This is a genomic window from Cupriavidus sp. USMAHM13 (genome assembly GCF_001854285.1).
GTDB classification, from domain to species: Bacteria; Pseudomonadota; Gammaproteobacteria; order Burkholderiales; family Burkholderiaceae; genus Cupriavidus; species Cupriavidus malaysiensis.
In genome coordinates this window covers 2,168,827-2,190,478 of record NZ_CP017752.1, presented here as the reverse complement: position 1 = coordinate 2,190,478, position 21,652 = coordinate 2,168,827, and the positions used below count along the sequence as shown (strand labels likewise).

The window sequence follows — 21,652 nt, the reverse complement described above, 5'->3', positions numbered from 1 at the left end:
ACCCTAGGTCAGCCCGCCACCAACGGGAATATCGGCCGATCTGCCGGCTTCTCCCGGCATTCCCTCTCGATGTGCATCCAACGCCGCCGCCACCGATGTGCCGGCGCGGCGGCGGGCCGTGGCGCCGTGCCCTGGCCTCAGGCCGCGCCTTCGCGCAGACGCTCCTGGGCCCACAGCACGGCCACGCGGGCCGGCGCCTGGGCGCTGGCGCGCACGCGTTCGGCCAGCTCCAGCACGCGCTCGCGGATGCCGGCCACTTCGGCCATCACCGTGGCCTCGTCGGCGCCGCCCAGGAATTCGCGGGCGCAGCTGATGATGCCACCGGCATTGATGAGGAAGTCGGGTGCGTAGAAGATGCCACGGCGCTGCAGTACATCGCCTTCGGCCAGCGAGGCGAGCTGGTTGTTGGCCCCGCCCGCCACCACCTGGAAGGCGCAGCCGGCGGCCACCGCCGGCGTGATGACGGCGCCCAGTGCGCACGGCGCGAACACGTCGGCCTGCACCTGGACGATGTTGTCCGGCGCCACGGTGCGGGCGCCGAAACGTTCGGCGGCCTGCGCCACCTTGGCGGCGTCGACGTCGGCCACGACCAGGCGGGCGCCGGCTTCGTGCAACAGGCGGCACAGCTCCCAGCCGACCGAGCCCAGGCCCTGCACGGCCACGGAGACGCCGTCCAGGCCGGTGCGGCCCAGCGCGACCTGCACCGCGGCTTCGATGCCGACGAACACGCCATAGGCGGTCTTGGGCGAGGGATTGCCGCCGAAGCCGCCGGCGCGCGGCAGGCCGCTGATATAGCGCGTTTCCGCCTGGGCGGCGCGCATGTCTTCCACGGTGGTGCCGACATCCTCGGCGGTGATATAGCGTCCGTCCAGCGACTCCACCAGGCGGCCGAAGGCTTGGAACAGCGCCGCGCGGTCGGTCTGGCCGGGCGCGCGCAGGATCACGGCCTTGCCGCCGCCGAACGGCAGCCCGGCCAGCGCGTTCTTGTAGGACATGCCCTGCGACAGACGCAAGGCGTCGGTCAGCGCGTCCTGCTCGGCCGCATAGGTCCAGTAGCGGCAGCCGCCGAAGGCCGGGCCGCGGGACGTATCGTGGATGGCAATGATGGCTCGCAGGCCCGACGCGGGGTCGGTGGCAAGCGTGATGTGCTCATGGGACGGGCCTTCGCCCGTGCCGAACAGGCCGCGGGCGGCGTCGGCGGGGATGCGTGCAGTCAAGACGTCTTCTCCAGCAGGAATGGAAGCGCAAAGGGGTAGCTCTGCCTTCCCGGCACACCGCGTCGGGTCGCGAAGCGGTGCAGGTTCGACAGCTGCCGGCAAGCGGCGGCGGCCATCATGGGCGGACCGGGTGCCAATTGTGTTGGCGCCTGGCCCGGGAAACTCGCGGTTGCCGCCATGCGAAGCGGCACCGAGGGCGCATCGTAGCGGAATCCGCGCGGCGGCGGCATCAGGGTTTCAGGGGAGTTGACGGCGGCGGCATCCGGCGGGCCAGGCCTGGCCCGCCGCAGCGGAGGGCCGTACCGTGCGGCCGGGCTACGTGGCCGGGGCCGCATTGCGGCACGGGTGCGCGAGCCTATACTCAAGGCACGATCCCGGACCGCCCACCCGCCTCCCGGCACGCTGTCCGGCAACGCTTCCCGCGCAAGGAGCCCGCCATGTTCCAACACCTGCTGATGCCGGTCGACGGTACCCCGGGCTCCGAGGCCGCCTTCCGCAAGGCGCTGGAATTCGCCGCCGCCATCGGCGCCCGCCTCACGCTGCTGCACGTGATCCCGGATTTCCAGCTCCACACCTACCAGGTGGAACTGCTGGGCGACACCCGCACACGGTACGCGCGCGAGGCCAGCCGCGCCGCGGAGGACTACCTGGGTGGCTTCGCCAGCGAGGCGGTCGAAGCCGGCGTGCCCTGCGATACGGTGGCGCTGATCCACGACCATCCCTACGAGGCCATCCTCGACACCGCACGCGACAAGGGCTGCGACCTGATCGCGATGGCCTCGCACGGCCGGCGCGGCATGGTGGGCATGCTGCTGGGCAGCGAGACGCGCAAGGTGCTGACGCATGGCAGCATCCCCGTGCTGGTCTACCGCTAGATCCCTCGCCAGGCCTGCCGCCAGGCGCTTGCGCCGCCCCGCCGTCAGGCCTCCCAGTCGAGCAGCACCTTGCCACTGTTGCCCGACATCATGGCGGCGAACCCCGCCTCGTACTCCGCCACCGGGAAGCGGTGCGTGATCATGGGCGCCAGGTCCAGCCCGCTCTGCAGCATCGCCACCATCTTGTACCAGGTCTCGAACATCTCACGGCCGTAGATGCCCTTGATCTCCAGGCCCTTGAAGATGACCTGGTTCCAGTCGATCGGCACGCTCGACGGCGGTATGCCCAGCAGGGCGATCTTGCCGCCGTGGTTCATGGCCTCCAGCATGGCCGCGAACGCCGACGGCACGCCCGACATCTCCAGGCCCACGTCGAAGCCTTCGACCATGTGCAGGCCGGCCGCCACCTCGCCCAGGTCCTCGCGCGCGACGTTGACCGTGCGCGTGGCGCCCATGCGCGCCGCCAGCGCGAGGCGGTAGTCGTTGACGTCGGTGATGACCACGTTGCGGGCGCCCACGTGGCGCGCGATCGCCGCGGCCATGATGCCGATCGGCCCGGCGCCGGTGATCAGCACGTCCTCGCCGACCAGGTTGAAGGACAGCGCGGTATGGGTGGCATTGCCGAAGGGATCGAAGATGGCGGCGATCTCGTCGGGGATATCGTCCGGGATGCGGAAGGCGTTGAAGGCGGGGATCACCAGGTATTCGGCGAAGGCACCGGCGCGGTTCACCCCGACGCCGACCGTGTTGCGGCACAGGTGGCGCCGCCCGGCGCGGCAGTTACGGCAGAAGCCGCAGGTGATATGGCCCTCGCCGGAGACGCGGTCGCCGATGGCCAGCCCGCGCACCTCCTGGCCGATCGCCACCACCTCGCCCACGTACTCGTGCCCGACCTGCATCGGCACGGGGATGGTGTGCTGCGCCCACTCGTCCCACTTCCAGATATGGACATCGGTACCGCAGATGGCCGTCTGGCGGATGCGGATCATCACGTCGTTGTGGCCGACCTCGGGCTCGGGCAGGTCGGTCAGCGCCAGGCCTGGCGCGCGTTCTAGCTTGGCAAGGGCTTTCATGCTGGACCTCCTGCTTCCAGCTTAGGCGATGGCGGGCGGAAAGCGGAGCACGATGCGCAACATGAGGCGCAACATAAGGCGCAACATGAGGTGCAAGACCAGGCCGGGCACGGCGGGGAACCCCTCAGGGAATCGCGCCCAGCTTGCGCCCGACCTTGGCAAAGGCTGCCACCGCCTGCTCGACCTGCGCCGGGGTGTGGGCCGCGCTCATCTGCGTGCGGATGCGGGCACGCCCGCGCGGCACCACCGGATAGGAGAAGCCGATCACGTAGACGTGCTCCGCCAGCAGGGCGTCGGCCATGGCGGTGGCCCGGTCGGCGTCGCCCAGCATGACCGGGATGATGGGATGCCGGCCCGGCACCAGCGTGAAACCCAGCGCGCTCATCTCGCGGCGGAAAAGCTCGCCGTTGGCGCGCACACGCGCGCGCAGCGCGGCGCCCTCCTCGCTGCCGAGCAGTTCCAGCACCTTCAGCGTGGCGGTGGCGATGCTGGGCGCCAGCGCGTTGGAGAACAAGTAGGGCCGGGAGCGCTGGCGCAGCAGTTCGACCACCTCGCGCCGGGCCGCCACATAGCCGCCGGAAGCGCCGCCCAGCGCCTTGCCGAGGGTGCCGGTGAGGATGTCGATGCGCCCCTCGACGCCGCACAGCTCGGGCGTGCCGCGCCCGTGCTCGCCGACGAAGCCCACCGCGTGCGAATCGTCCACCATCACCAGCGCGCGGTAGCGGTCGGCGAGGTCGCAGATGCCCTTCAGGTTGGCGACGATGCCGTCCATGGAGAACACCCCGTCGGTGGCGATCACCTTGAAGCGCGCGGCGCCGGCCTCGGCCTCCTGCAGGCGGGCCTCCAGGTCGGCCATGTCGTTGTTGCTGTAACGGTAGCGGCGCGCCTTGCTCAGGCGGATGCCGTCGATGATGCTGGCGTGGTTGAGCTCGTCGCTGATGATGGCGTCGCGATCGTCGAACAGCGTCTCGAACAGGCCGCCATTGGCATCGAAGCAGCTGGAGTAGAGGATGGTGTCCTCGTAGCGCAGGAAGGCGGCCAGCGAGGCTTCCAGCGTCTTGTGGACCGACTGCGTGCCGCAGATGAAGCGCACCGACGCCATGCCGAAGCCGTCTTCCGACAGGCCGCGACGGGCCGCCTCGATCAGGCGCGGGTCGTCGGCCAGGCCCAGGTAGTTGTTGGCGCAGAAGTTCAGCACCTCGCCGCCGGCCGCCAGCCGGATGGCGGCGGCCTGCGGGCTGCCGATGACGCGTTCGGCCTTGTAGAAGCCTTCGGCGCGGATGGCGGCGAGCGTGTCGCGCAGATGCGGAAGATAGCGGTCGTCCATGTCGGCTCCCCCGGGCGGCAAGATGGCAGGCCGGAGCGGCGGACTGAGCGCCCGCGCGCGTCCCGGCCCGACCAGTCTAGTGCGCGCGCCGGGCGCGCACAAGACGGCCGCGCCAAGGCTGCCGCCTCAGGCGTACTTGCCGGTCAGGCCGCCATCCACCACCAGCTCGGTGCCGGTGATGTAGGCCGCCGCGTCCGAGGCCAGGAAGGCACAGGCGTGGGCCACCTCCCAGGCACTGCCCATGCGCCCCATCGGCACCTGGCGCGCGCGCGCCTGGCGGGCCTCGTCCAGGCTGTCCTGCGAGAACATGTGCGCCACCGTGCCGGCGATGCGCGGCGTGTCGATCAGGCCCGGCACCACGGTGTTGGCGCGCACGCCGTGCGGCGCGTACTGCTGCGCCACCATGCGCGTGAACTGCATCACCGCGGCCTTGGTCACGCTGTAGGCCAGGTGCGGATAGCCCACGTAGCGCATGCCCGCCACCGAGGCGATGGCGACGATGGCGCCGCGCCCCTGCTCCACCATGCCGGGCAGCACCTGCTGCGTGCACAGCAGCAGGCTGCGCACATTGACGGCGTGGACCCGCTCGAGGTCGGCCGCGCTGGTCTCCATCGGCCCCCCGGTCTTGCCGATGCCGGCATTGTGGTGCAGCACGTCGATGCGGCCGAAGTGCTCGCGCGCGGCAGCAAAGACGCGCACGATGTCGCCCTCCTCCGCCAGGTCGCCCTGCAGCGTCAGCGCGCTGCCGCCCTCGGCGCGGATCAGCGCCGTGGTCTCGTCGGCCGAGGCGGCATCGCGGTCCACCACGCAGACTTGCGCGCCGAGCCGGGCGTAGGTCACGCAGGAAGCGCGGCCGATGCTCCAGCCCGGCCCCGCCGAGCCGCCGCCGGCCACCAGCACGGTGCGCCCGGACAGGTCGAGCGGCAGCGCCGGCGCGTTCATTGCCCTGCTCCGCCGGCCTTGCCGCCTCCGTTGCCGCCTCCGTTGCCTCCTTCCCCCACGTAGGGAATGGCTTCCTCCACCGTGTCCCAGATGAAGCGGCCGGACGGGCTCTGCTGCTCCTCGACGATATGCGCGACCAGCCCGGCCGCGCGCGAGATCACGGCGAAGCCGCGCATCACGCCGGTCGGCACGCCGATCTCGCCCAGCAGCGCCGCCACGGCGCCGGTGGCGTTGATGGTGATCGGGCGGCCGGCCACCGCGTCCACGGCCTGCGACAGCCGTTCGAGGGCGCGGATCTTGTCGCCCGCCAGGTCCGGCTCCGCGCGGCCCATCTCCAGCAGCTTGTAGGCGCGCGGGTCCACCGGCTTGTGCAGGTGGTGGCCGAAGCCGGGCACGGCGCCCTTGATCTCCTTGTAGTGCCGGGCGATGGCCAGGGCCTCGGCATCCGGATCGGCGGCAGCGCCGATGCGGTCGAGCAGGCGCGAGCAGTTCTCCATGGTGCCGACGAAGGAGCTGCCCACCGCGAGCAGCCCCGCCGATACCGCGCCCTGCAGGTTCTCGGGCGCGCTCATATAGATCAGCCGCGTGGCGATGGCGCTGGGGGTCAGGCCGTGTTCCATCAGCACGATCAGCACCACGTCGGTGATGCGCAGGTCGACCGGGCGCGGCGTGCGGCCCAGGATCTGCATCAGCATCACCTCGGTGAAGGTCTTCTTGCCCATCAGGTCTTCAACCAGGTTGGCATCGCGATAGTGCAGGCTGGTCAGCGTGTGCGTGCACAGGCGGGTGACGGGGCCCTGGTCCGGCTTGGTTGTCATGGCGGTCTCCTCAGTTCTGGGTCTGGTTCTGGGTCTGGTTCTGGTTCTGATTCCGGATGGGGTTCTGGTGACCGCGGCCCGCCGCATCGGCGGCGATGGCCTGTTCGCGCACGGCGGTCTTCAGCACCTTGCCCACCGGCGACAGCGGCAGGCTGGCATGGAAGTGGACACGCTTGGGTGTCTGCACCGGGCCCAGGCGCTCGCGCACGAAGGCGATCAGCTCGGCTTCCTGTGCCTGCATGCCGGGACGGAGCTGCACGGCCGCCTGCACCGCCTCGCCCCATTTATCGTCGGGCACGCCGAACACCGCGCATTCGTGCACGGCCGGGTGCTGGCCCAGCGCGTTCTCCACGTCGACCGGATAGACGTTGAAGCCGCCGGTGATCACCATGTCCTTGAGACGGTCCTTCAGGTAGAGGTAGCCGCGTTCGTCGATCAGGCCGCGGTCGCCGGTGTGCAGCCAGCCGTCGACCAGGGTCTGCGCGGTCTTCTCGGGCAGCTTCCAGTAGCCGCCCATCAGCAGGTCGCCGCGCGCCACCACCTCGCCCACCTCGCCGGGCGGCAGCAGGCGTCCGTCCGGCGCCATGATGGCGACGTCGCTGAACCAGGTGGCGCGGCCCACCGCCGCCCAGTTCTGCTCTTGCTCGAAGTCCTCGGGACGCATCACGGTCAGGATCTGCGGCGCCTCGGTCTGGCCGTAGGTAGTGCCCAGCACCGGGCCGAAGAAGTCGCGCGCCTGGCGGATCTTCTCCGGCGGCATCGGCGCGCCGCCGTAGATCAGGCGCCGCAGCGCGGGGAAATCGGCGCGCGAGGCGCCCGGCAGCGCCATCAGCATGTAGATCAGCGTGGGCGGCATGAAGCAGACCGTGCCGCCGCGCGTGCGGAAGGCCTCGCGCACGGCCTCGGCGCCGGCGCCGGCCAGTACCACGTGGCAGCCGCCCTGGGCCAGGATGGGCAGCAGGTAGGTGGAGGTGCCGTGGGTGACCGGCGCGGCCACCACATAACGATCGTCGGCGTCGAAACCCCAGGCCTGGATCTGGTTGGCGATATTGGCCATCCAGGCCCGGTAGGGCTGCATCACGCCCTTCGGCAACCCGGTGGTGCCGCCGGTGAACTTGATGGCCTGCGTGGCCTCGGGCGGCAGGTCGAACAGCGGGCGCGGCGCCCCCGCGTGCGCCGCGCACAGCCCGGCGACACTCAGGCCGTCCGCGGGCGCGGTGCCGCAATGGACGCGCGCGCCGGGCGCCCCCTCCAGCAAGGGGGCACAGGCCGGGTCGAGCACCAGAATCGAGGGTTCGGTCACCTCGAGGATGCGGCGGATCTCAGGATGCGTGCTCTTGGGGTTGAGCGGCACCCACACCTTGCCGCAGGCCAGCACGGCCAGCAAGGCAACGATATGCTCGGCGCTGTTGCCGGCGCAGATGCCCACCCGGCTCTGCGGTGCGCTGTCCAGGGACTGCAGCGCGGCGGCCAGCGCCGCCACGCGCGCGGCCAGCTCGCGATAGGCGATGGTGCCCTCGGGCGCGTCGATGGCCGGGCGCTCGGGCCAGCGCTGGGCTGCGCGCCAGAAGAAGTCGATGGGGTACATGATTGGGCTGTCTCTCCTGTGGATTGGCTGGCGAATGCTGGCCGGTCCTAGTCCACTGAATCGCTGAAATCGGTCGGTGCCTGCCATGGCATGCGGGCTCATCGCGTCGTTGCAAATGCTCGCCATCGCCGTGCTATGGCTGCGCTTTGCGCCTAGCGCTGATTCCCGCATGCCATGTCTTTCCCCTCCCATTTCAATGATTCAGTGGACTAGTCCGCCTTGGCGCCGGACTGCTTGACCACCTCGCGCCAGCGCTTGATCTCGGCGGCGGCGAAGGCGCGCGCCTGTTCCGGCGTGCCCGGCTCCGGCGTGGCCGCCAGGTCCTGCAGCCGCTGGCGCACGTCCGGCGCACCCAGGGTCTTGTTCAGCACGGCATTGAGCTTGTCGATCACCGCACGCGGCGTGCCGGCGGGCGCGGCCAGGCTGAACCAGGACTGCACGTCGAAACCCGGGTAGCCCGACTCGGCCACGGTTGGGACCTCCGGCAGCAGCGGCGAGCGCTGCGCGCTGGTGATGGCGATGGCGCGCAGGCGGCCGGCCTTGACATGCGGCAGCGAGGACGGCGTGTTGTCGAACATCGACTGCACCTGGCCGCCCAGCAGGTCCGACACCGCCGGCGCGCTGCCGCGGTAGGGCACGTGCAGCATATTGAGGTGGGCCTGCATCTTGAACATCTCGCCCGACAGGTGGATCGACGAACCGCTGCCGGACGAGGCGAAGGTGACGCCGTCGGGCGAGGCCTTGGCGAAGCGCACGTAGTCGGCCACGGAGTGCACCGGCAGCTTGGGATTGACCACCAGGATGTTCGGGATCTTGGCGATCAGGCCGATCATCTCGAAGTCCTTCTGCGGGTCGTAGCCGAGCTTGCTGTAGAGCGTGGCATTGATGGTGTTGGCGATGGTGTAGTCGTACAGCGTGTAGCCGTCAGGCGCCGCCTTGGCCACCATCTCGGCACCGACGTTGCTGTTGGCGCCGGCGCGGTTGTCGACGATCACCGCCTGGCCGAGCTGTTCGCCCATCTTGAGAGCGATGATGCGCGCCAGCACATCGGTGGCGCCGCCGGCGGCATAGCCGACGACGAGGCGGATCGGCCGCGTGGGCCAGTTGGCGGCGTCGGCACGCGCCGCCGCCGGGGACAGCGCCGCGCCGAAGGCGAGCGCCGCCATGAGCGCCAGCCAATGCCGGCGACCCTGGGTCTGCATGGTCATCTTGTCTCCTCTTTCTGTTCTGCCGGGAGCCGTTCGCGCCGCGCTGCGGCATACTGGCGGACGGCTCCTACGACCAGCAGATTCTTCCCCATGCCTTCCCTCCCCGCCAACCGGAATGTCCGCCAGCCGGACGTTTTTGCCGCCGGTCCGACCATCGCCCACGCCATCGCCACACCTGGCGAGGACAGCGCCGATGCAGTCGATGCAGTCGAGGACAGCGGCAGCCGCACGCTGCGGCGCGGCCTGCAATTGCTCGATGCCATCCTCGCGGGCGGCCGCGAAGGCCTGCGCGTGGTCGACCTGTGCCGTGCCGCCGGCCTGGAGCGGGCCACCGTCTACCGCCTGCTCTCCACCTTGGTCGAATGCGGCTATGTGGCGCAGAAGGGGCGCTTCCGCTATGTGGGCGGACCGCGCCTGGCGGCGGTGGCGCAGGCGCGCGGCACGCCGGCGGTGGTCTCGCGCCTGCAGCCGGTGCTGGCCCTGGTCAGCGAAGCCTGCGGCGACGCCGCCTTCGCGGTGATACGCGAAGGCGCGCTGTCGCACTGCATCGCGCGGCACGTGGGCAGCTATCCGGTGCAGGTGCTGGTGATCCAGGTCGGCACGCGCCAGCCGCTCGGCGTCGGCGCGGCCGGGCTGGCGCTGCTGTCGGCGCTGCCGGACCGCGAAGTGGAAAACGTCATCGCGGCCAACGGGGCCACGCTCGAACGCTACGGCGGCATGACGCCGGAACGCATGCGCATCCTGGTGCGTGCCACGCGCGAGCGCGGCTGGTCGGTGATCGGCAACCATGCCACGCGCGATGTGCTGGCGGTGGGCATGGTGGTGCGCGATGCGGAAGACGAACCGGTGGCGGCCATCAGCGTGGCCTCGACCATGGCCCGCATGCCGCGCGCACGGCAGGACCTGATCGTGCGCGCGATGCGCAAGGCGTTTGCCACGCAGCTGCCGCGCGGGTTGTAGCGCGGGCGATCTGCCCGGGAAGGCGTGCCGGGGCGATGGATGGCGCGGCGGGGCTGCCGGCGCCTGCCCTCTCCCCCGGCCCCTCTCCCGCAAGCGGGAGAGGGGAGCAAACCAGCGCGGCGCGAAGCCCATCGCACTGGGCGAAGCCGACGAGATGCACCAACACCAATCGCCAAGCACACTGTCTTGGCTCCCTCTCCCCGCACGGAGAGGGTTGGGGAGAGGGGTGGTTCAGCAAGGCGCCACGCATGACGAAGCCGTCGGTGTGGTCCAGCCCGCGAGCCAAAAGACGAAGCCGATGGTGTAAACCCAACCATCCCAACCCTCCCAGCCAGCCCCGCCGCCGCGAAGCTCAATCCTCCAGCGTCTCGTGCACCGCCGAGGCACCGCGCTTCCAGTAGGCCGAGGCGCGGATGCGGCTCTTGTCGATGCCGCGTTCGCCCACCAGGTGCTGGCGCACCGCACGCATCGCCTGCGCTTCGCCGGCGGCCCAGGCATAGCCTTCGCCCGGCGGCAGTTGCAGGTCGTGCAGCGCCGGCGCCAGCAGGCTGCCTTCGGCGGCCTCGCCGTTGCGATGCAGCCAGCGCACGGTAAGCTGCGCGGCGCTCTGCAGCGGGATCTGCGCGATCGGGCTGGCCACTTCCACCACCACCAGCGCCTGGCTGCCCGCGGGCAGTTCTTCCAGCCGGCGGCCGATCGCCGGCAACGCGGTCTCGTCGCCCACCAGCAGGTGCCAGTCGAACTCGCGCGGGATCACGAAGGAGCCGCGCGGCCCGCCGATGCCCAGGAACTGGCCCGCACGCGCCTGCGCCGCCCAGGTCGAAGCGGGGCCGTCGCCGTGCAGCACGAACTCGATGTCGAGCTCGCACGCGGCGTTGTCGAAGCGGCGCGGGGTGTAGTCGCGCGCGGCGGGCCGCGCCGCCCCTTCCGGGAACACCGGGCCGTTCGGCCCGACTTCGGGCAGCGCCGGCTGGTCCTGCCCCGGGGCGGGAAAGAACACCTTGACGTGGTCGTCGAAGGAGCCCGAATGGAAGTCGGCCAGGTCGTCGCCGCCGAAGGTGACGCGCAGCAGTTGAGGGGAAACCAGGCGGGTACGCAGCGCCTGCACCAGCCGCATCTTGAGCGGATGGCGCACGCGCTGCACGGTCAGGTCGCGTGTCGTCATGAAGTTCCTTGTCGATCCGCCTTGCCGGGCAAGGCGTGGGAAAGCGGGGTGCGCCGGCATCGGCCTCAGGCCTTGCCCGGCGCCTCGATCTCTGCGGTGGCGCGCTGCAGGATGGCGGCGATGCGCCGCTGTTCGTCGGGTGAGGCCTCGCCGCGCAGCACCAGCGCGCGCTTCAGGCCCTGGCGCGCGGCCACGTACTCTGGCAGCCAGCCGCCGGCCTCCGGCTCGACCTGCGCTTCGCCGGCCATGGCGCGGCGCATCCACTCCATCTTGCGCGCCACGTGCCGCAGTTTGCCGAGCATCAGCGCCAGGCGCTCGCGGTTGGCTTCGAGATGGTCGCGCCCCGGCTGGGCGAGGTGGTAGCGCTTCTTGTTGCCCTCGCTATCCACGGTGGCGTAGCCAACCTCTTCCAGATAGGTCAGCGCGGGATAGATCACGCCCGGGCTGGGCTTGTAGAAGCCGCTGGTGCGTGTCTCGAGCGCCTTGATCAGTTCATAGCCGTGGCTGGGCTGCTCTTCCAGCAGCGACAGCAGCAGCAATTGCAGGTCGTCGGCGCTGAACTTGCGCCCGCGCCGCCAGCCGCCCTCATCGAAGCCATCGGTACCGTCGCCGCCATCGGCATCGCCGAAGCCGCTCCAGAAGCCGCGGCCGCCGCCGCGCGAGTGGCGGCCGATGGCGTGGCGCGCAAAACGCTCGCCGAACTGCTCGGAGAGATGACCGAGCAAGTGCCGGCCGAGACCTCTGCCAAAGGGATGGGAATGCATGGATTCACTCCGATATATCGTAAAACATATCTTACGATATAAAGCGAGGCGTGACTTGTCAAGGACGGCTTTGTCCCGGCGCGGCGGCATTCTCCCCTTCCCCGCCCGCCTTGCGGCATCCTGCCGCCCCCCCTGCCGACGCGCCTTGTCCTCTTGACATGAAGCATGCCCGGCCCTAACGTTCGTGACTAAACGGTCGTCATACAAATATACCGCGACCGTTCCGGCCAGGTCCCTTCCGGACCCGCCCACGACATGGACATGGCATCGACACAGGAGACAAGACCATGCAACAGTCCGCGCGCCGCACCTTGGAGTTCTTCTTCGACTTCGGCAGCCCCTATTCCTACCTCGCCTACCTGGAGGCGCCGCGCGTGGCGCAGCGCGCCGGCGCCGACATCGCCTGGCGGCCCATCCTGCTCGGCGGGGTGTTCAAGGCCACCGGCAACCACAGTCCGGCGGAGATCCCCGCCAAGGGCCGCTGGTCGAAGACCGACCTGGCGCGCTGGGCCAGGAAGTATGGCGCGCCGTTCCGCCACAATCCGCACTTCCCCATCAACACCTTGATGCTGATGCGGGCCGCGATGGGCTATCAGCGCCAGGACGAGGCGCTCTTCCAGCGCTATGTGCAGGCCATCTTCCAGGCCATGTGGGTGGACGGGCGCAACCTGAACGATCCGGCCGAGATCGGCGCAGTGCTCGCGCAGGCCGGCCTCGACCCGCGCGCGGCGCTGGCCATGATCGACGATCCTGCCGTCAAGGACGCCCTCAAGCAGGCCACCGAAGCCGCGGTGGCGCGCGGCGTGTTCGGCGTGCCGAGCTTCATCGTGGGCGAGGAGCTGTTCTGGGGCAACGACCGGCTGCACTTCGTCGAGGAAGCGCTGACGGAGTGAGCGCCGCGGAGGATCGTCGGCGCCGCCCGGCGGCGGCCCGCGTCGCGCCGCAGGATGCAACAGGGGCAGGCCCTGCCCCCCTCAGAAGGCCGGCAGGATCGCGCCGTGGAACTGCCGGGCCAGGAAGTCGCGCACCTCCTGCGACTGGTAGGCCTCCACCAGCGGCTTGACCCAGGGCTTGTCCTGGTCCTGCTCGCGCACTGCGATCAGGTTGGCATAAGGACCGCGCAGGTCCTCGGTGGCGATGGCATCGCGCGTGGGCGACAGGCCGGCCTTGACGGCATAGTCCGTGTTGATGGACGCCGCGTCGAGGTCGGCGAGCGCGCGCGGCAGGATGGCCGAGTCCAGTTCCACCAGCTTGAGCCGCTTCGGATTGTCGACCACGTCGAGCGGCGTCGCGTTGCGGCCGCCCGTGCCCGCGCCGGCGCGCAGCTTGATCAGCCCTTCCTTCTGCAACAGCAGCAGTGCGCGGTTGCCGTTGGAGGGGTCGTTCTGGATGCCGACGCGCGCACCGCGCGGCAGCTCGCCCAGCGATTTCACCTTGCGCGAATAGAAGCCCATCGGCGCCACATAGGTCAGGCCGACGCTGACGATCTTGTAGTGGCGCGCCTGCACCTGGCTGTCGAGGAAGGGACGGTGCTGGAAACCGTTGGCGTCGAGATCGCCGGCATCCAGCGCCGCATTGGGCTGCGCGTAGTCATTGAACTCGACGATCTTCACTTCGACACCCTTGCGCTTGGCCACCTCGCGCACCACTTCCCAGATCTGGGCGTCGGGACCGCTCATGGTGCCCAGGCGCACCACCTGGTCGGCGGCGCGGGCCAGCGGCAAGGCCCCGACCGACAGCGATAGTGCCAGCGCGAGCGTGGCGGCGTGGAAAACGTGACGGCGTTGCATGAAGGCTCCTCTGTCCTGTGCGAAGGTGTCGCGGCCACGCCGCCCGCGCGGGCAGGCTCCGGCCGCGGCCCGCGGCACCTGCCGGCGGGCATGTGCTGCCCATCCTAGCGACACGCCGCGGCGACGGGAATGAAGGAGTTCGGCTATCGATATGCCATGCGCGCCACGCTGGCATCGCCACCATCGGCCGCACCGCCGCGCGCCTCGAGTGGCATTTCCAGAACCCATCGCTGAGCGCGGGCGCCGCGCGCGCCGCGCGAATGCGGCGCGCTTGCGATTCCGCTTGGCCGCGCGCGCGGATCTTGCCTACCATGGGCAAAGAGTTGCCGGGCACGCCGGGGGGCATGAACGGGAGGCCGTCATGGATATTCCGCGCCTCATCCTCGAGTTCTACCGGTGCGCGCACGAATGCGACGCGGCTTCGTTCCAGGACACGGTGCTGCGGACACTGCAGGGTGCGCTGCATTTCGACGCCGGCAAGTGGGGCATCGGCCGGATCGCACCGGACGGCATCCATTTCCTTTGCGCGCATCTGTTCCACGACGACCCCGAAGCCCCGCTGCTGTACGAAAGCATCTCGCTGCAGGACACCGCGGCCTTGCGTGCGCTGGCAAGCCCGGGCATGCCGGCACGCTTTCATGCCGAGAGCGAGTTCGGCGCCGCCTCGCAGAAGGCGCTGCTCGACTACAAACGACGCTTCCGCCATGCGAACGGCCTCATCACGGTGCTGCCCGGCCAGGACGGCACGGTACAGAGCCTGTCGCTGTACCGCCATGCCCCCAACCAGCACTTCAGCGCGGCCGACACACGCCTGTGCCACCACCTGGTTCCCCACTTGATGGAAGCCCTCGCCATCAACCGGTCGCTGGCGCTGGCAGCGCTGCCGCCCTCCTTCGGCGAGCAGCGCTATCCCGGCGCCATCGTCGCCCTCAGCGGCTACATCCTGCACGCCGAAGCGGCCTTCCTCGACCTGCTGCGAGCGGAATGGCCTCAGGCCGAGGCACTGCACCTGCCCGAAGCCCTGCGCGCCGCGCTGGTCGCGCAGGGCCGGCCGGCCTTCCTCGGCGAAGCCATCGCCGTGCGCCGCGTGCTCGGCGGCGAGCCGCTCTTCCTGCGGGCCAGGACACGGCTCCCGGTCGACCGCCTGACCGCGCGCGAACTCGCCATCGCGCAATGCCTGGCGGCCGGCGACAGCTACAAGACGATCGCGCGCAAGCTGTCGATCGCGCCGGCCACGGTGCGCAACCACATCGCCGGCGCGCACGAGCGTCTGGGCATCCGCTCCAACGCGGAACTCGTACTGCACCTCAAGGCCGCCGCCTTCTGAATGCGCCACACCAACGCGCACTGGATGCGCACTGGATGCGCACTGGATGCGCACTGGACGCACGCTGGCTGCGGGGATTGATGCATTTGCATCATTGGCAGGCCCGGCGCCGATTCCTATGCTCACCCTGCGCGGCCGGAAGGCCCGTGCCAGCCCCCCGGCGAAAGCGCCCCGGCGGAAGCACCCGACTCCCGCCAGGCACGGTGCGCGCGGCGCTCCCTTGTCCATGCGCCGCCGCCCGCGCCGCTCCCCCTGGGGCATGCCCCGTCACCCGCAGGAGAAACCCATGACACCTCATCATCGAATGGCCTGGATGGCGGCCCTCGCGGCCGCACTGGGCACCGGCGTCTGCGCCGCGCAGGCAGCCCCGGGCGCGATCGGGGCGGCCCGTCCGTCGATCGACGCCCATTACGCCGCCGCAGCGCGGAGCGCCACCGGCACGCACGACCCCTACACCGACGGCATGCGCACCGTCAGCGACCTGCGCGATCCGTTCACTGACGGCAGCCGTTCGTCTTCCGCCCCGCGCGACCCCTACAGCGAAGGCGGCAACTGAGCGCCGCGCACTCGCGCCGCACCGTTCCCTCTTTTCCGCGCCGGGCCGGCCGCCCTCCCTGAGGGGGCCGGCCCGCCTGCATACGCCAGTCTCCGGTCCCCTCCTAGCGTCCCGCATGGCGCCGGCCCGCCCCCTCCGGTGAGCGGCCCGGCCCTGCCCGCGCACGCGGCGGCAAACCCCGTGCGCGGCCCGCTCAGCCGGTGCGCGGCCAAGAATCCGAATGACCGCATCAGGATTCTTTCCCCATCTGTCACTGCGATGACAAGCCCCCTCCTTACGCTGCGTACGCATTGCGGGGAGCGCAATCCGACACGCATCCAGCGCCGTGGCACACAGGCGCCGCGGCACAACAGAAGAAGGGGAATCTCAGATGGCATGGACTCGACACGCACGCCTGGCGTGCGGACTGGCATTGGCCGGCACGCTGGCCGCCTGCGGCGGCAGCGATGACGGCGCTGCGGCATCGGGCGGGCAGAACCCGCCCTCGCCCAGCACCCAGACACCGGCGACGGCCAGCAAGAAGGTGCTGCTGGTCGGCGTGGACGGCGCCACCTATTCCGCGCTGCAGTCGGCGCTGCTGGCGCACGCGCTGCCGAATCTCGGCCAGCTCACGCTGATGCCCAGCGCCACCGGCGGCACCCTCGGCACGGTGACCGAGCAGGCACCGCTGGACGCGCCGAGCTGGGCCACGGTGCTGAGCGGCACCTGGCGCAACCGCCATGGCATCGCCGACGACAGCGCCAGCCAGCTGCAGGCGCCGACGCTGTTCGCCCGGCTGCGCAGCGCCGCCGGCAGCGCGCGCCAGGCCGGCGCCGCCACCAGCTCGATGGTGATGCCCGGCCTGCTCAAGTCCGACCAGGCCAGCGGCGCGCTGAACACCCTGGTTGACTGCGCCGGCGCCGACGACTGCGTCACCCAGAACAGCCTGCGCCTGGTGCGCGCGGGCTACGACACGGTGTTCGCGCACTACACCGCGCCCGCCGCCGCCGCGGCCGCGGCAGGCCTCGAAAGCAGCGCCTACACGAGCGCCCTGGTCAGTGTCGACGCCGCGCTCGGCAAGCTGCTGGCTGCCGTCGCCGAGCGCCGCAAGGCCAACCCCGGCGAGGACTGGCTGGTACTGGTCACGGCCAGCCACGGCCTGGACGCCACCGGCGCCACCACCTCGGTGCCGATGCTGGAGAACCGCACCGCCTTCATCGCGCTCAACAAGGCGCTCAACGCAGACCTGACCAGCCCCGGCGGTCCGGCCCCGACCAACAATGCCCAGCTGGCGGCGCTGCCCAGCGGCGCCGACATCGCCCCGACCCTGCTGGACCATGTCGGCGTGCGCGCCGACGCGGCCAGCAATGCCACCGACGGCGCCTCGCTGATCGCCAGCGCCACCGGCGTGCGCGGCATCGCCACCACCGTCGGCCGCTACGGCGACGCGCTGCTGCTGAACTGGCAGAACCCGTCCGCCGCCAGCGGCAGCATGACCCTGCTGCGCGACGGCAAGACGGTGGCGACGCTGCCGGCCGGCACCACCCAGTACAACGACAGCGGCTTCGACCTGGCCAGCGGCCTGTACCGCTTCAACTACACGCTGGTGCGCAACGGCGTGCCGACGTCCTACCTGGCCCAGATGAACTACATCCGGCCGACCCCGCTGGCGACCACGCTGACCAATAACCTGGCGCTCTACTACAGCTTCGACAAGCTGCCTCCGGTCGACGTCAAGGGCGCCTCCACGCTCGGCCCGTGGATCGCCGGCACCGACGGCGGCTCGGCCAGCACCGACAACTTCGGCAGCGGCGCGCTCAAGGTGGACTCGCGCATCGATGCCTACAAACTGGCCTTCAGCGGCACCGACCTGGCGCTGAGCCCGCAGTTCACCATGGGCTTCTGGTTCAAGACGGACTGCACCCAGGGCAACGGCACCGGCGAGCCCATCCTGTCGAACAAGGACTACTACACCGGCAGCAACCCCGGCATTGCCATCGCCCTGTGGGGCAGCTGCGAGCTCCGCTTCAACATCGGCAGCGGCGGCAAGCGCGACGACATCACCGGCATGAAGGTCAGCGCCAACCAGTGGGCCTATGTCGCCCTGTCGATCAACGCCACCGCCAAGACCTTCAGCGCCTACATCATCGACCCCGTGCTGGGCCTGCAGAAGACCGAGAACAAGGCCATCGCCAACACTGACGTCAGCAAGCTCGGCGGCCTCGGCACCAAGACCTGGGGTGTCAACGACGACGCCACGCATAACTACGTCGCCAACAATCCGGGCTCGCTCAAGGGCGTGATGGAGTTCAACGACCTGGCGATATGGACACGCACCCTGACGCTGGACGAGCTCAAGTCGATCCCGGGATCGCGCCAGCCGATCTCTTCGCTGCAGCCGTGACAGCCCAACCTCATCATCGGACCTCACTGACATGACGCCACTCCTCCCCACTCTTGCGCGCATGCGCTGGCTCGGCGCCGCGCTGCTGTGCGCCGCGCTGGCCGCCTGCGGCGGCGACGGCGGCAATGCCGGCACCACCGGCGGCACCGGCTCGCCGGCGACGCCCGCGGCCGACGCCGATGCACCCAACCAGACGCCCGACAAGACGCCGCAGAAGCGCTGCGCGCCTTGAGCGCCGCGCCTGCCGGAAACCGCCCACCATTCCACGCTGCACGCACTGACATGACTTCGTCCAGCCGACGCAACTTCCTTCGCATGGCCGGCAGCGGCACCGCCGCCGCCGCGGCCCTGGCCGCCTTCCCGCCTTCCATCCGCCGCGCCCTGGCCATCCCGGCCAACAACGCCACGGGCACCATCCGCGACGTCGAGTACGTGGTGATCCTGATGCAGGAGAACCGCTCCTTCGACCACTATTTCGGCACGCTGATGGGCGTGCGCGGCTTCGGCGACCGCTTCCCGATCCCGCTCGCCGGCGGCCTCAACGTCTGGCAGCAGACCTACACCTCGGGCTCGCGCACGGTGCTGCCGTACCACCTCGACAGCCAGGCCGGCAACGCCCAGCGCGTCAGCGGCACGCCGCACAGCTACCCCGACGCGCAGAACGCCTGGGACCTCGGCCGCATGAACAAGTGGCCGACCTACAAGCAGACGCAGTCGATGGGCTACTACACCTCGGCCGAACTCGATTTCCAGTTCGCCCTGGCCAATGCCTTCACCCTGTGCGATGCCTACCACTGCTCGTTCCACGGCGGCACCAATACCAACCGCCTGTTCCACTGGACCGGCACCAACGATCCCACCGGCGCCTTCGGCGGGCCGGTGATCGACAACAGCGGCGACTCGCTCGATGCCACCGGCATCAACTACCGCTGGACCACCTACCCGGAGCGCCTGCAGGCCGCCGGCGTGAACTGGAAGGTCTACCAGAACATGCCGGACAACTACACCGACAACCCGCTCGCCGGCTTCGACCAGTACCGCAAGGCCAACGCCGCGCGCGGCAACGCGGCCAACGGCAGCCCCTATCCGGCCTACACCGTCAATGACGAGACCATCAGCCCGCTCATCAAAGGCATCGGCAACACCATGCCGGACGCGGGCTTCCTGCAGGCCTTCAAGGACGACATCGCCGCCGGCAAGCTGCCCCAGGTCTCGTGGATCGTGGCACCCGCCACCTACTCCGAGCACCCCGGGCCGTCCAGCCCGGTGCAGGGTGCGTGGTACACCCAGGAAGTGCTCAATGCCCTCACCGCCAATCCCGATATCTGGAGCCGCACCGTCCTGCTGATCAACTTCGACGAGAACGACGGCTTCTTCGACCATGTGCCGCCGCCGTGCGCGCCGGCCTACGACGGGGGCGTGCTGGCGGGCGGCGCGACCATGTCGGCCGACGGCGAATATCACACCGACCAGCACCCCTACGGTCCGGGCCCGCGCGTGCCGATGTACGTGGTCTCGCCCTGGAGCCGCGGCGGCTGGGTCAACTCGCAGGTGTTCGACCACACCTCGGTGCTGCGCTTCCTGGAAGCCCGCTTCGGCGTGGCGGAGACCAATATCAGCGCCTTCCGCCGCGCCGTCTGCGGCGACCTGACCTCCGCCTTCAACTTCGTCACCCCCAACCGCGAGGTGCTGCCCACGCTGCCCAACCGCGACAAGACCAGCGCCGACGCCATCCGTACCGCGCAAGGCCTGCTGGCCCAGGTACCGCTGCCCACCGTGGCGGCGCAGAAACTGCCGGCCCAGGCCACCGGCTCGCGCCCTTCGCGGGCCCTGCCCTACGAGCTGCACGTCAGCGCCCGCGAAGACTACGCCGGCCGCCGCGTCTGGCTGGCCCTGCGCAACACCGGCAAGGCCGCCGCGGTGTTCCACGTCTATGACCGCCTGCACCTGGACCGCGTGCCGCGCCGCTACGCGATCGAGCCGGGCAAGGAACTCAGCGGCAGCTGGGACACCTTCGCCAGCGACGGCGGCAAGTACGACCTGTGGGTGCTTGGCCCGAACGGCTTCCACCGCGCCTTCCAGGGCGACGTCAGCGCGCTCGGCGTGCCCGGCGCCAGCGCGCCGGAGATCCGCGTCTGCTACGACGTGGCCAATGCCCACGTCTACCTCGACCTGATCAACACCGGCACGGCTGCCTGCACCTTCACCGTGACCGCCAACGCCTATCGCGGCGACGGCCCCTGGACCTACGAGATCCCGGCCGGCAAGCAGATCGAGCAGCACTGGCCGGTGGGCCGCCAGGGCAACTGGTACGATTTCACCGTGACCACCGCCCAGGGCGGCTTCCTGCGCCGCTTCGCCGGACGCCTGGAGACCGGCGCCGACAGCGTCTCCGATCCCGCCATGGGCCAGGGCTGATGCGCCGCGCGGGCCGGCCCGCCGGCCCGCCACCCACCTGCGCCCCGGTTCAGTGAACCAGCCTTCGCCAAGGCGGCCTCCCGGCCAGGGAGGCCGCCTGTCTGCACGCCATCCACGCGACTGTCACAAACCGCCCGTAGACTGGCGCCCCGCATACTCTCCCACCCCTATCATGCTCGGCGACCTGTTGATGACCTTCTTCGAGGTGGCCCGCCAGGGCAGCATCACGACCGCCGCCAAGCAGCTACGCGTCAGCCAGCCCACCGTCACCGGCCGCATCCGCCAGCTCGAAGACCTCTACGGCGTGGAACTGTTCTACCGCCGCGCCAGCCGCGTCGACCTCAGCGACGTCGGCGTGGCCCTGATGCCCATCGTCGAGCAACTGGTGCAGCAGGAAGGCAGCGCCGACTTCCTGCTGCGCAACGCCGGCGACCTGCGCTTCGGCAACCTGCGCATCGGTGCCACCGGCCCGTACTACATCCTGCGCAGCGTGGCCGCCTTCCGCCAGCGCTACCCCGCCATCGACGTCAGCATCGACATCGGCAACTCGCAGCAGATGCTGGACGCGCTGTTCGAGTACCGCATCGACGTCGCCATCTCCTCCCACACCGTCGACGACCCCCGCCTGGCGCGCGTGATGCTGGCCTCCGACCCGCTCGTGCTGGTGGCGCCGCCCACCCATGCGCTGGCGCGCCAGACCAGCGTCAGCCTGGCCCAGCTCACCACCTGCCACCTGTTGATGCGCGAACACGGCTCGATGACCCGCAAGGCGACCGAGACCGCGCTGGCCGACGCCGGCTTCGAGCTGCCGCAGCACACCGTGATCGGCAGCCGCGAGGCGATCTACGAAGCGATCCGCCAGGGCCTGGGCGCGAGCGTGGTGCCCCTGGGCGAAGTGCCGGACGACCCGGCGCTGCGGGTGGTGCCGTTCTCGTGCCAGCCACCGGTGTTGCATGAGTACCTGTATTGCCTGGAGAACCGCAAGGGGACACGGCTGCTGGGGGCCTTCCTCGATTGCCTGGTGTTGCCGCAGGAGCGCGGCGGGGAGCGGGTCGGGACCCGCAGGCCGGCGCCGGCACCGGCGCGGACCTGAGGCATAACGGGCCGCATCGTTCGATACCGGCCCGGGTGCTTGCCCTGGGTGCTTGCCCCGGGCGGTCAGCCGGAGCACGCCCCGGTGCAGCGGGTGCGGCCCGCTGCGGTCCGCGCATGCCGGAGCCCCCGCCGGCATGCCCGGCCGG

19 protein-coding genes are annotated in these 21,652 nt (G+C 70.4%); 9 read left to right on the top strand and 10 right to left on the bottom strand.

Annotated elements, in window-relative coordinates; translation table 11 throughout:
• Positions 1-137 precede the first annotated feature (137 nt).
• Positions 138-1,217 carry a Leu/Phe/Val dehydrogenase gene (locus BKK81_RS27925; protein ID WP_071019642.1) on the bottom strand — a complete coding sequence of 360 codons (1,080 nt, stop codon included), beginning with the start codon at positions 1,215-1,217 and terminating at the stop codon, positions 138-140.
• A gap of 437 nt (positions 1,218-1,654) precedes the next feature.
• Between BKK81_RS27925 and BKK81_RS27920 the strand changes: the two genes are divergently transcribed.
• Entirely contained in the window at positions 1,655-2,092 is a 438-nt protein-coding gene (locus tag BKK81_RS27920) for a universal stress protein (protein WP_071019639.1), read from the top strand.
• 44 nt (positions 2,093-2,136) lie between these two features.
• Here the strand turns inward: BKK81_RS27920 and tdh are convergent, their stop codons facing one another.
• The 6 genes from tdh to BKK81_RS27890 all read right to left on the bottom strand — a co-directional run bounded on the left by tdh (position 2,137) and on the right by BKK81_RS27890 (position 9,048).
• Positions 2,137-3,165 (bottom strand): L-threonine 3-dehydrogenase, encoded by a 1,029-nt coding sequence (tdh, locus tag BKK81_RS27915; RefSeq protein WP_071019637.1) that lies wholly within the window; start codon positions 3,163-3,165, stop codon positions 2,137-2,139.
• 124 nt (positions 3,166-3,289) lie between these two features.
• Positions 3,290-4,492, bottom strand: a complete 1,203-nt coding sequence (locus BKK81_RS27910) for a glycine C-acetyltransferase (protein WP_071019635.1) — start codon at positions 4,490-4,492, stop codon at positions 3,290-3,292.
• Positions 4,493-4,618: 126 nt separating this feature from the next.
• Positions 4,619-5,434 (bottom strand): SDR family NAD(P)-dependent oxidoreductase, encoded by an 816-nt coding sequence (locus BKK81_RS27905; protein WP_071019632.1) that lies wholly within the window; start codon positions 5,432-5,434, stop codon positions 4,619-4,621.
• Entirely contained in the window at positions 5,431-6,252 is an 822-nt protein-coding gene (locus tag BKK81_RS27900) for a citryl-CoA lyase (RefSeq protein ID WP_071019630.1), read from the bottom strand. Before BKK81_RS27900 ends, BKK81_RS27905 begins: the two co-directional genes overlap by 4 nt.
• A 10-nt stretch (positions 6,253-6,262) precedes the next feature.
• Positions 6,263-7,840 carry a class I adenylate-forming enzyme family protein gene (locus BKK81_RS27895; RefSeq protein WP_083384488.1) on the bottom strand — a complete coding sequence of 526 codons (1,578 nt, stop codon included), beginning with the start codon at positions 7,838-7,840 and terminating at the stop codon, positions 6,263-6,265.
• A 209-nt stretch (positions 7,841-8,049) separates the two neighbouring features.
• A complete protein-coding gene (locus tag BKK81_RS27890) occupies positions 8,050-9,048 on the bottom strand; it encodes a tripartite tricarboxylate transporter substrate binding protein (protein ID WP_071019627.1) in 999 nt (332 codons plus the stop codon).
• A 90-nt stretch (positions 9,049-9,138) separates the two neighbouring features.
• Here BKK81_RS27890 and BKK81_RS27885 point away from each other — a divergent pair, with 90 nt between their 5' ends.
• A complete protein-coding gene (locus BKK81_RS27885; RefSeq protein WP_083384487.1) occupies positions 9,139-10,008 on the top strand; it encodes an IclR family transcriptional regulator in 870 nt (289 codons plus the stop codon).
• Positions 10,009-10,360: 352 nt separating this feature from the next.
• On the opposite strand, the gene BKK81_RS27880 is transcribed toward BKK81_RS27885, so the two are convergent.
• Together BKK81_RS27880 and BKK81_RS27875 are read right to left on the bottom strand one after the other, a co-directional pair.
• The gene (locus tag BKK81_RS27880) at positions 10,361-11,173 is read right to left on the bottom strand and encodes a siderophore-interacting protein (RefSeq protein ID WP_071019624.1); all 813 of its coding nucleotides are present in this window, start codon (positions 11,171-11,173) and stop codon (positions 10,361-10,363) included.
• A gap of 65 nt (positions 11,174-11,238) precedes the next feature.
• Complete coding sequence (locus BKK81_RS27875; RefSeq protein ID WP_071019621.1) at positions 11,239-11,937, bottom strand: PadR family transcriptional regulator; 699 nt, start codon at positions 11,935-11,937, stop codon at positions 11,239-11,241.
• 287 nt (positions 11,938-12,224) lie between these two features.
• On the opposite strand from BKK81_RS27875, the gene BKK81_RS27870 reads away from it, so the two are divergent.
• Complete coding sequence (locus tag BKK81_RS27870) at positions 12,225-12,830, top strand: 2-hydroxychromene-2-carboxylate isomerase (protein WP_071019619.1); 606 nt, start codon at positions 12,225-12,227, stop codon at positions 12,828-12,830.
• An 81-nt stretch (positions 12,831-12,911) separates the two neighbouring features.
• Here BKK81_RS27870 and BKK81_RS27865 read toward each other — a convergent pair whose 3' ends face one another.
• Positions 12,912-13,727: a MetQ/NlpA family ABC transporter substrate-binding protein gene (locus BKK81_RS27865; RefSeq protein WP_071019616.1), complete on the bottom strand. Its 816-nt coding sequence runs from the start codon at positions 13,725-13,727 to the stop codon at positions 12,912-12,914.
• Positions 13,728-14,088: 361 nt separating this feature from the next.
• Here BKK81_RS27865 and BKK81_RS27860 point away from each other — a divergent pair, with 361 nt between their 5' ends.
• From BKK81_RS27860 to BKK81_RS27835, 6 genes are all read left to right on the top strand, one after another.
• Entirely contained in the window at positions 14,089-15,054 is a 966-nt protein-coding gene (locus tag BKK81_RS27860) for a helix-turn-helix transcriptional regulator (protein WP_071019615.1), read from the top strand.
• A gap of 286 nt (positions 15,055-15,340) precedes the next feature.
• On the top strand, positions 15,341-15,610 hold the full coding sequence (locus BKK81_RS27855) for a hypothetical protein (RefSeq protein WP_083384486.1): 270 nt from the start codon (positions 15,341-15,343) through the stop codon (positions 15,608-15,610).
• 370 nt (positions 15,611-15,980) lie between these two features.
• The gene (locus tag BKK81_RS27850; protein WP_071019612.1) at positions 15,981-17,993 is read left to right on the top strand and encodes an alkaline phosphatase family protein; all 2,013 of its coding nucleotides are present in this window, start codon (positions 15,981-15,983) and stop codon (positions 17,991-17,993) included.
• A 31-nt stretch (positions 17,994-18,024) separates the two neighbouring features.
• Complete coding sequence (locus BKK81_RS27845; RefSeq protein WP_071019609.1) at positions 18,025-18,225, top strand: hypothetical protein; 201 nt, start codon at positions 18,025-18,027, stop codon at positions 18,223-18,225.
• Between the two features lie 50 nt (positions 18,226-18,275).
• Positions 18,276-20,411 (top strand): phosphocholine-specific phospholipase C, encoded by a 2,136-nt coding sequence (locus tag BKK81_RS27840; protein WP_071019607.1) that lies wholly within the window; start codon positions 18,276-18,278, stop codon positions 20,409-20,411.
• A gap of 172 nt (positions 20,412-20,583) precedes the next feature.
• Positions 20,584-21,504: a LysR substrate-binding domain-containing protein gene (locus BKK81_RS27835; protein WP_071019604.1), complete on the top strand. Its 921-nt coding sequence runs from the start codon at positions 20,584-20,586 to the stop codon at positions 21,502-21,504.
• Positions 21,505-21,652 lie beyond the last annotated feature (148 nt).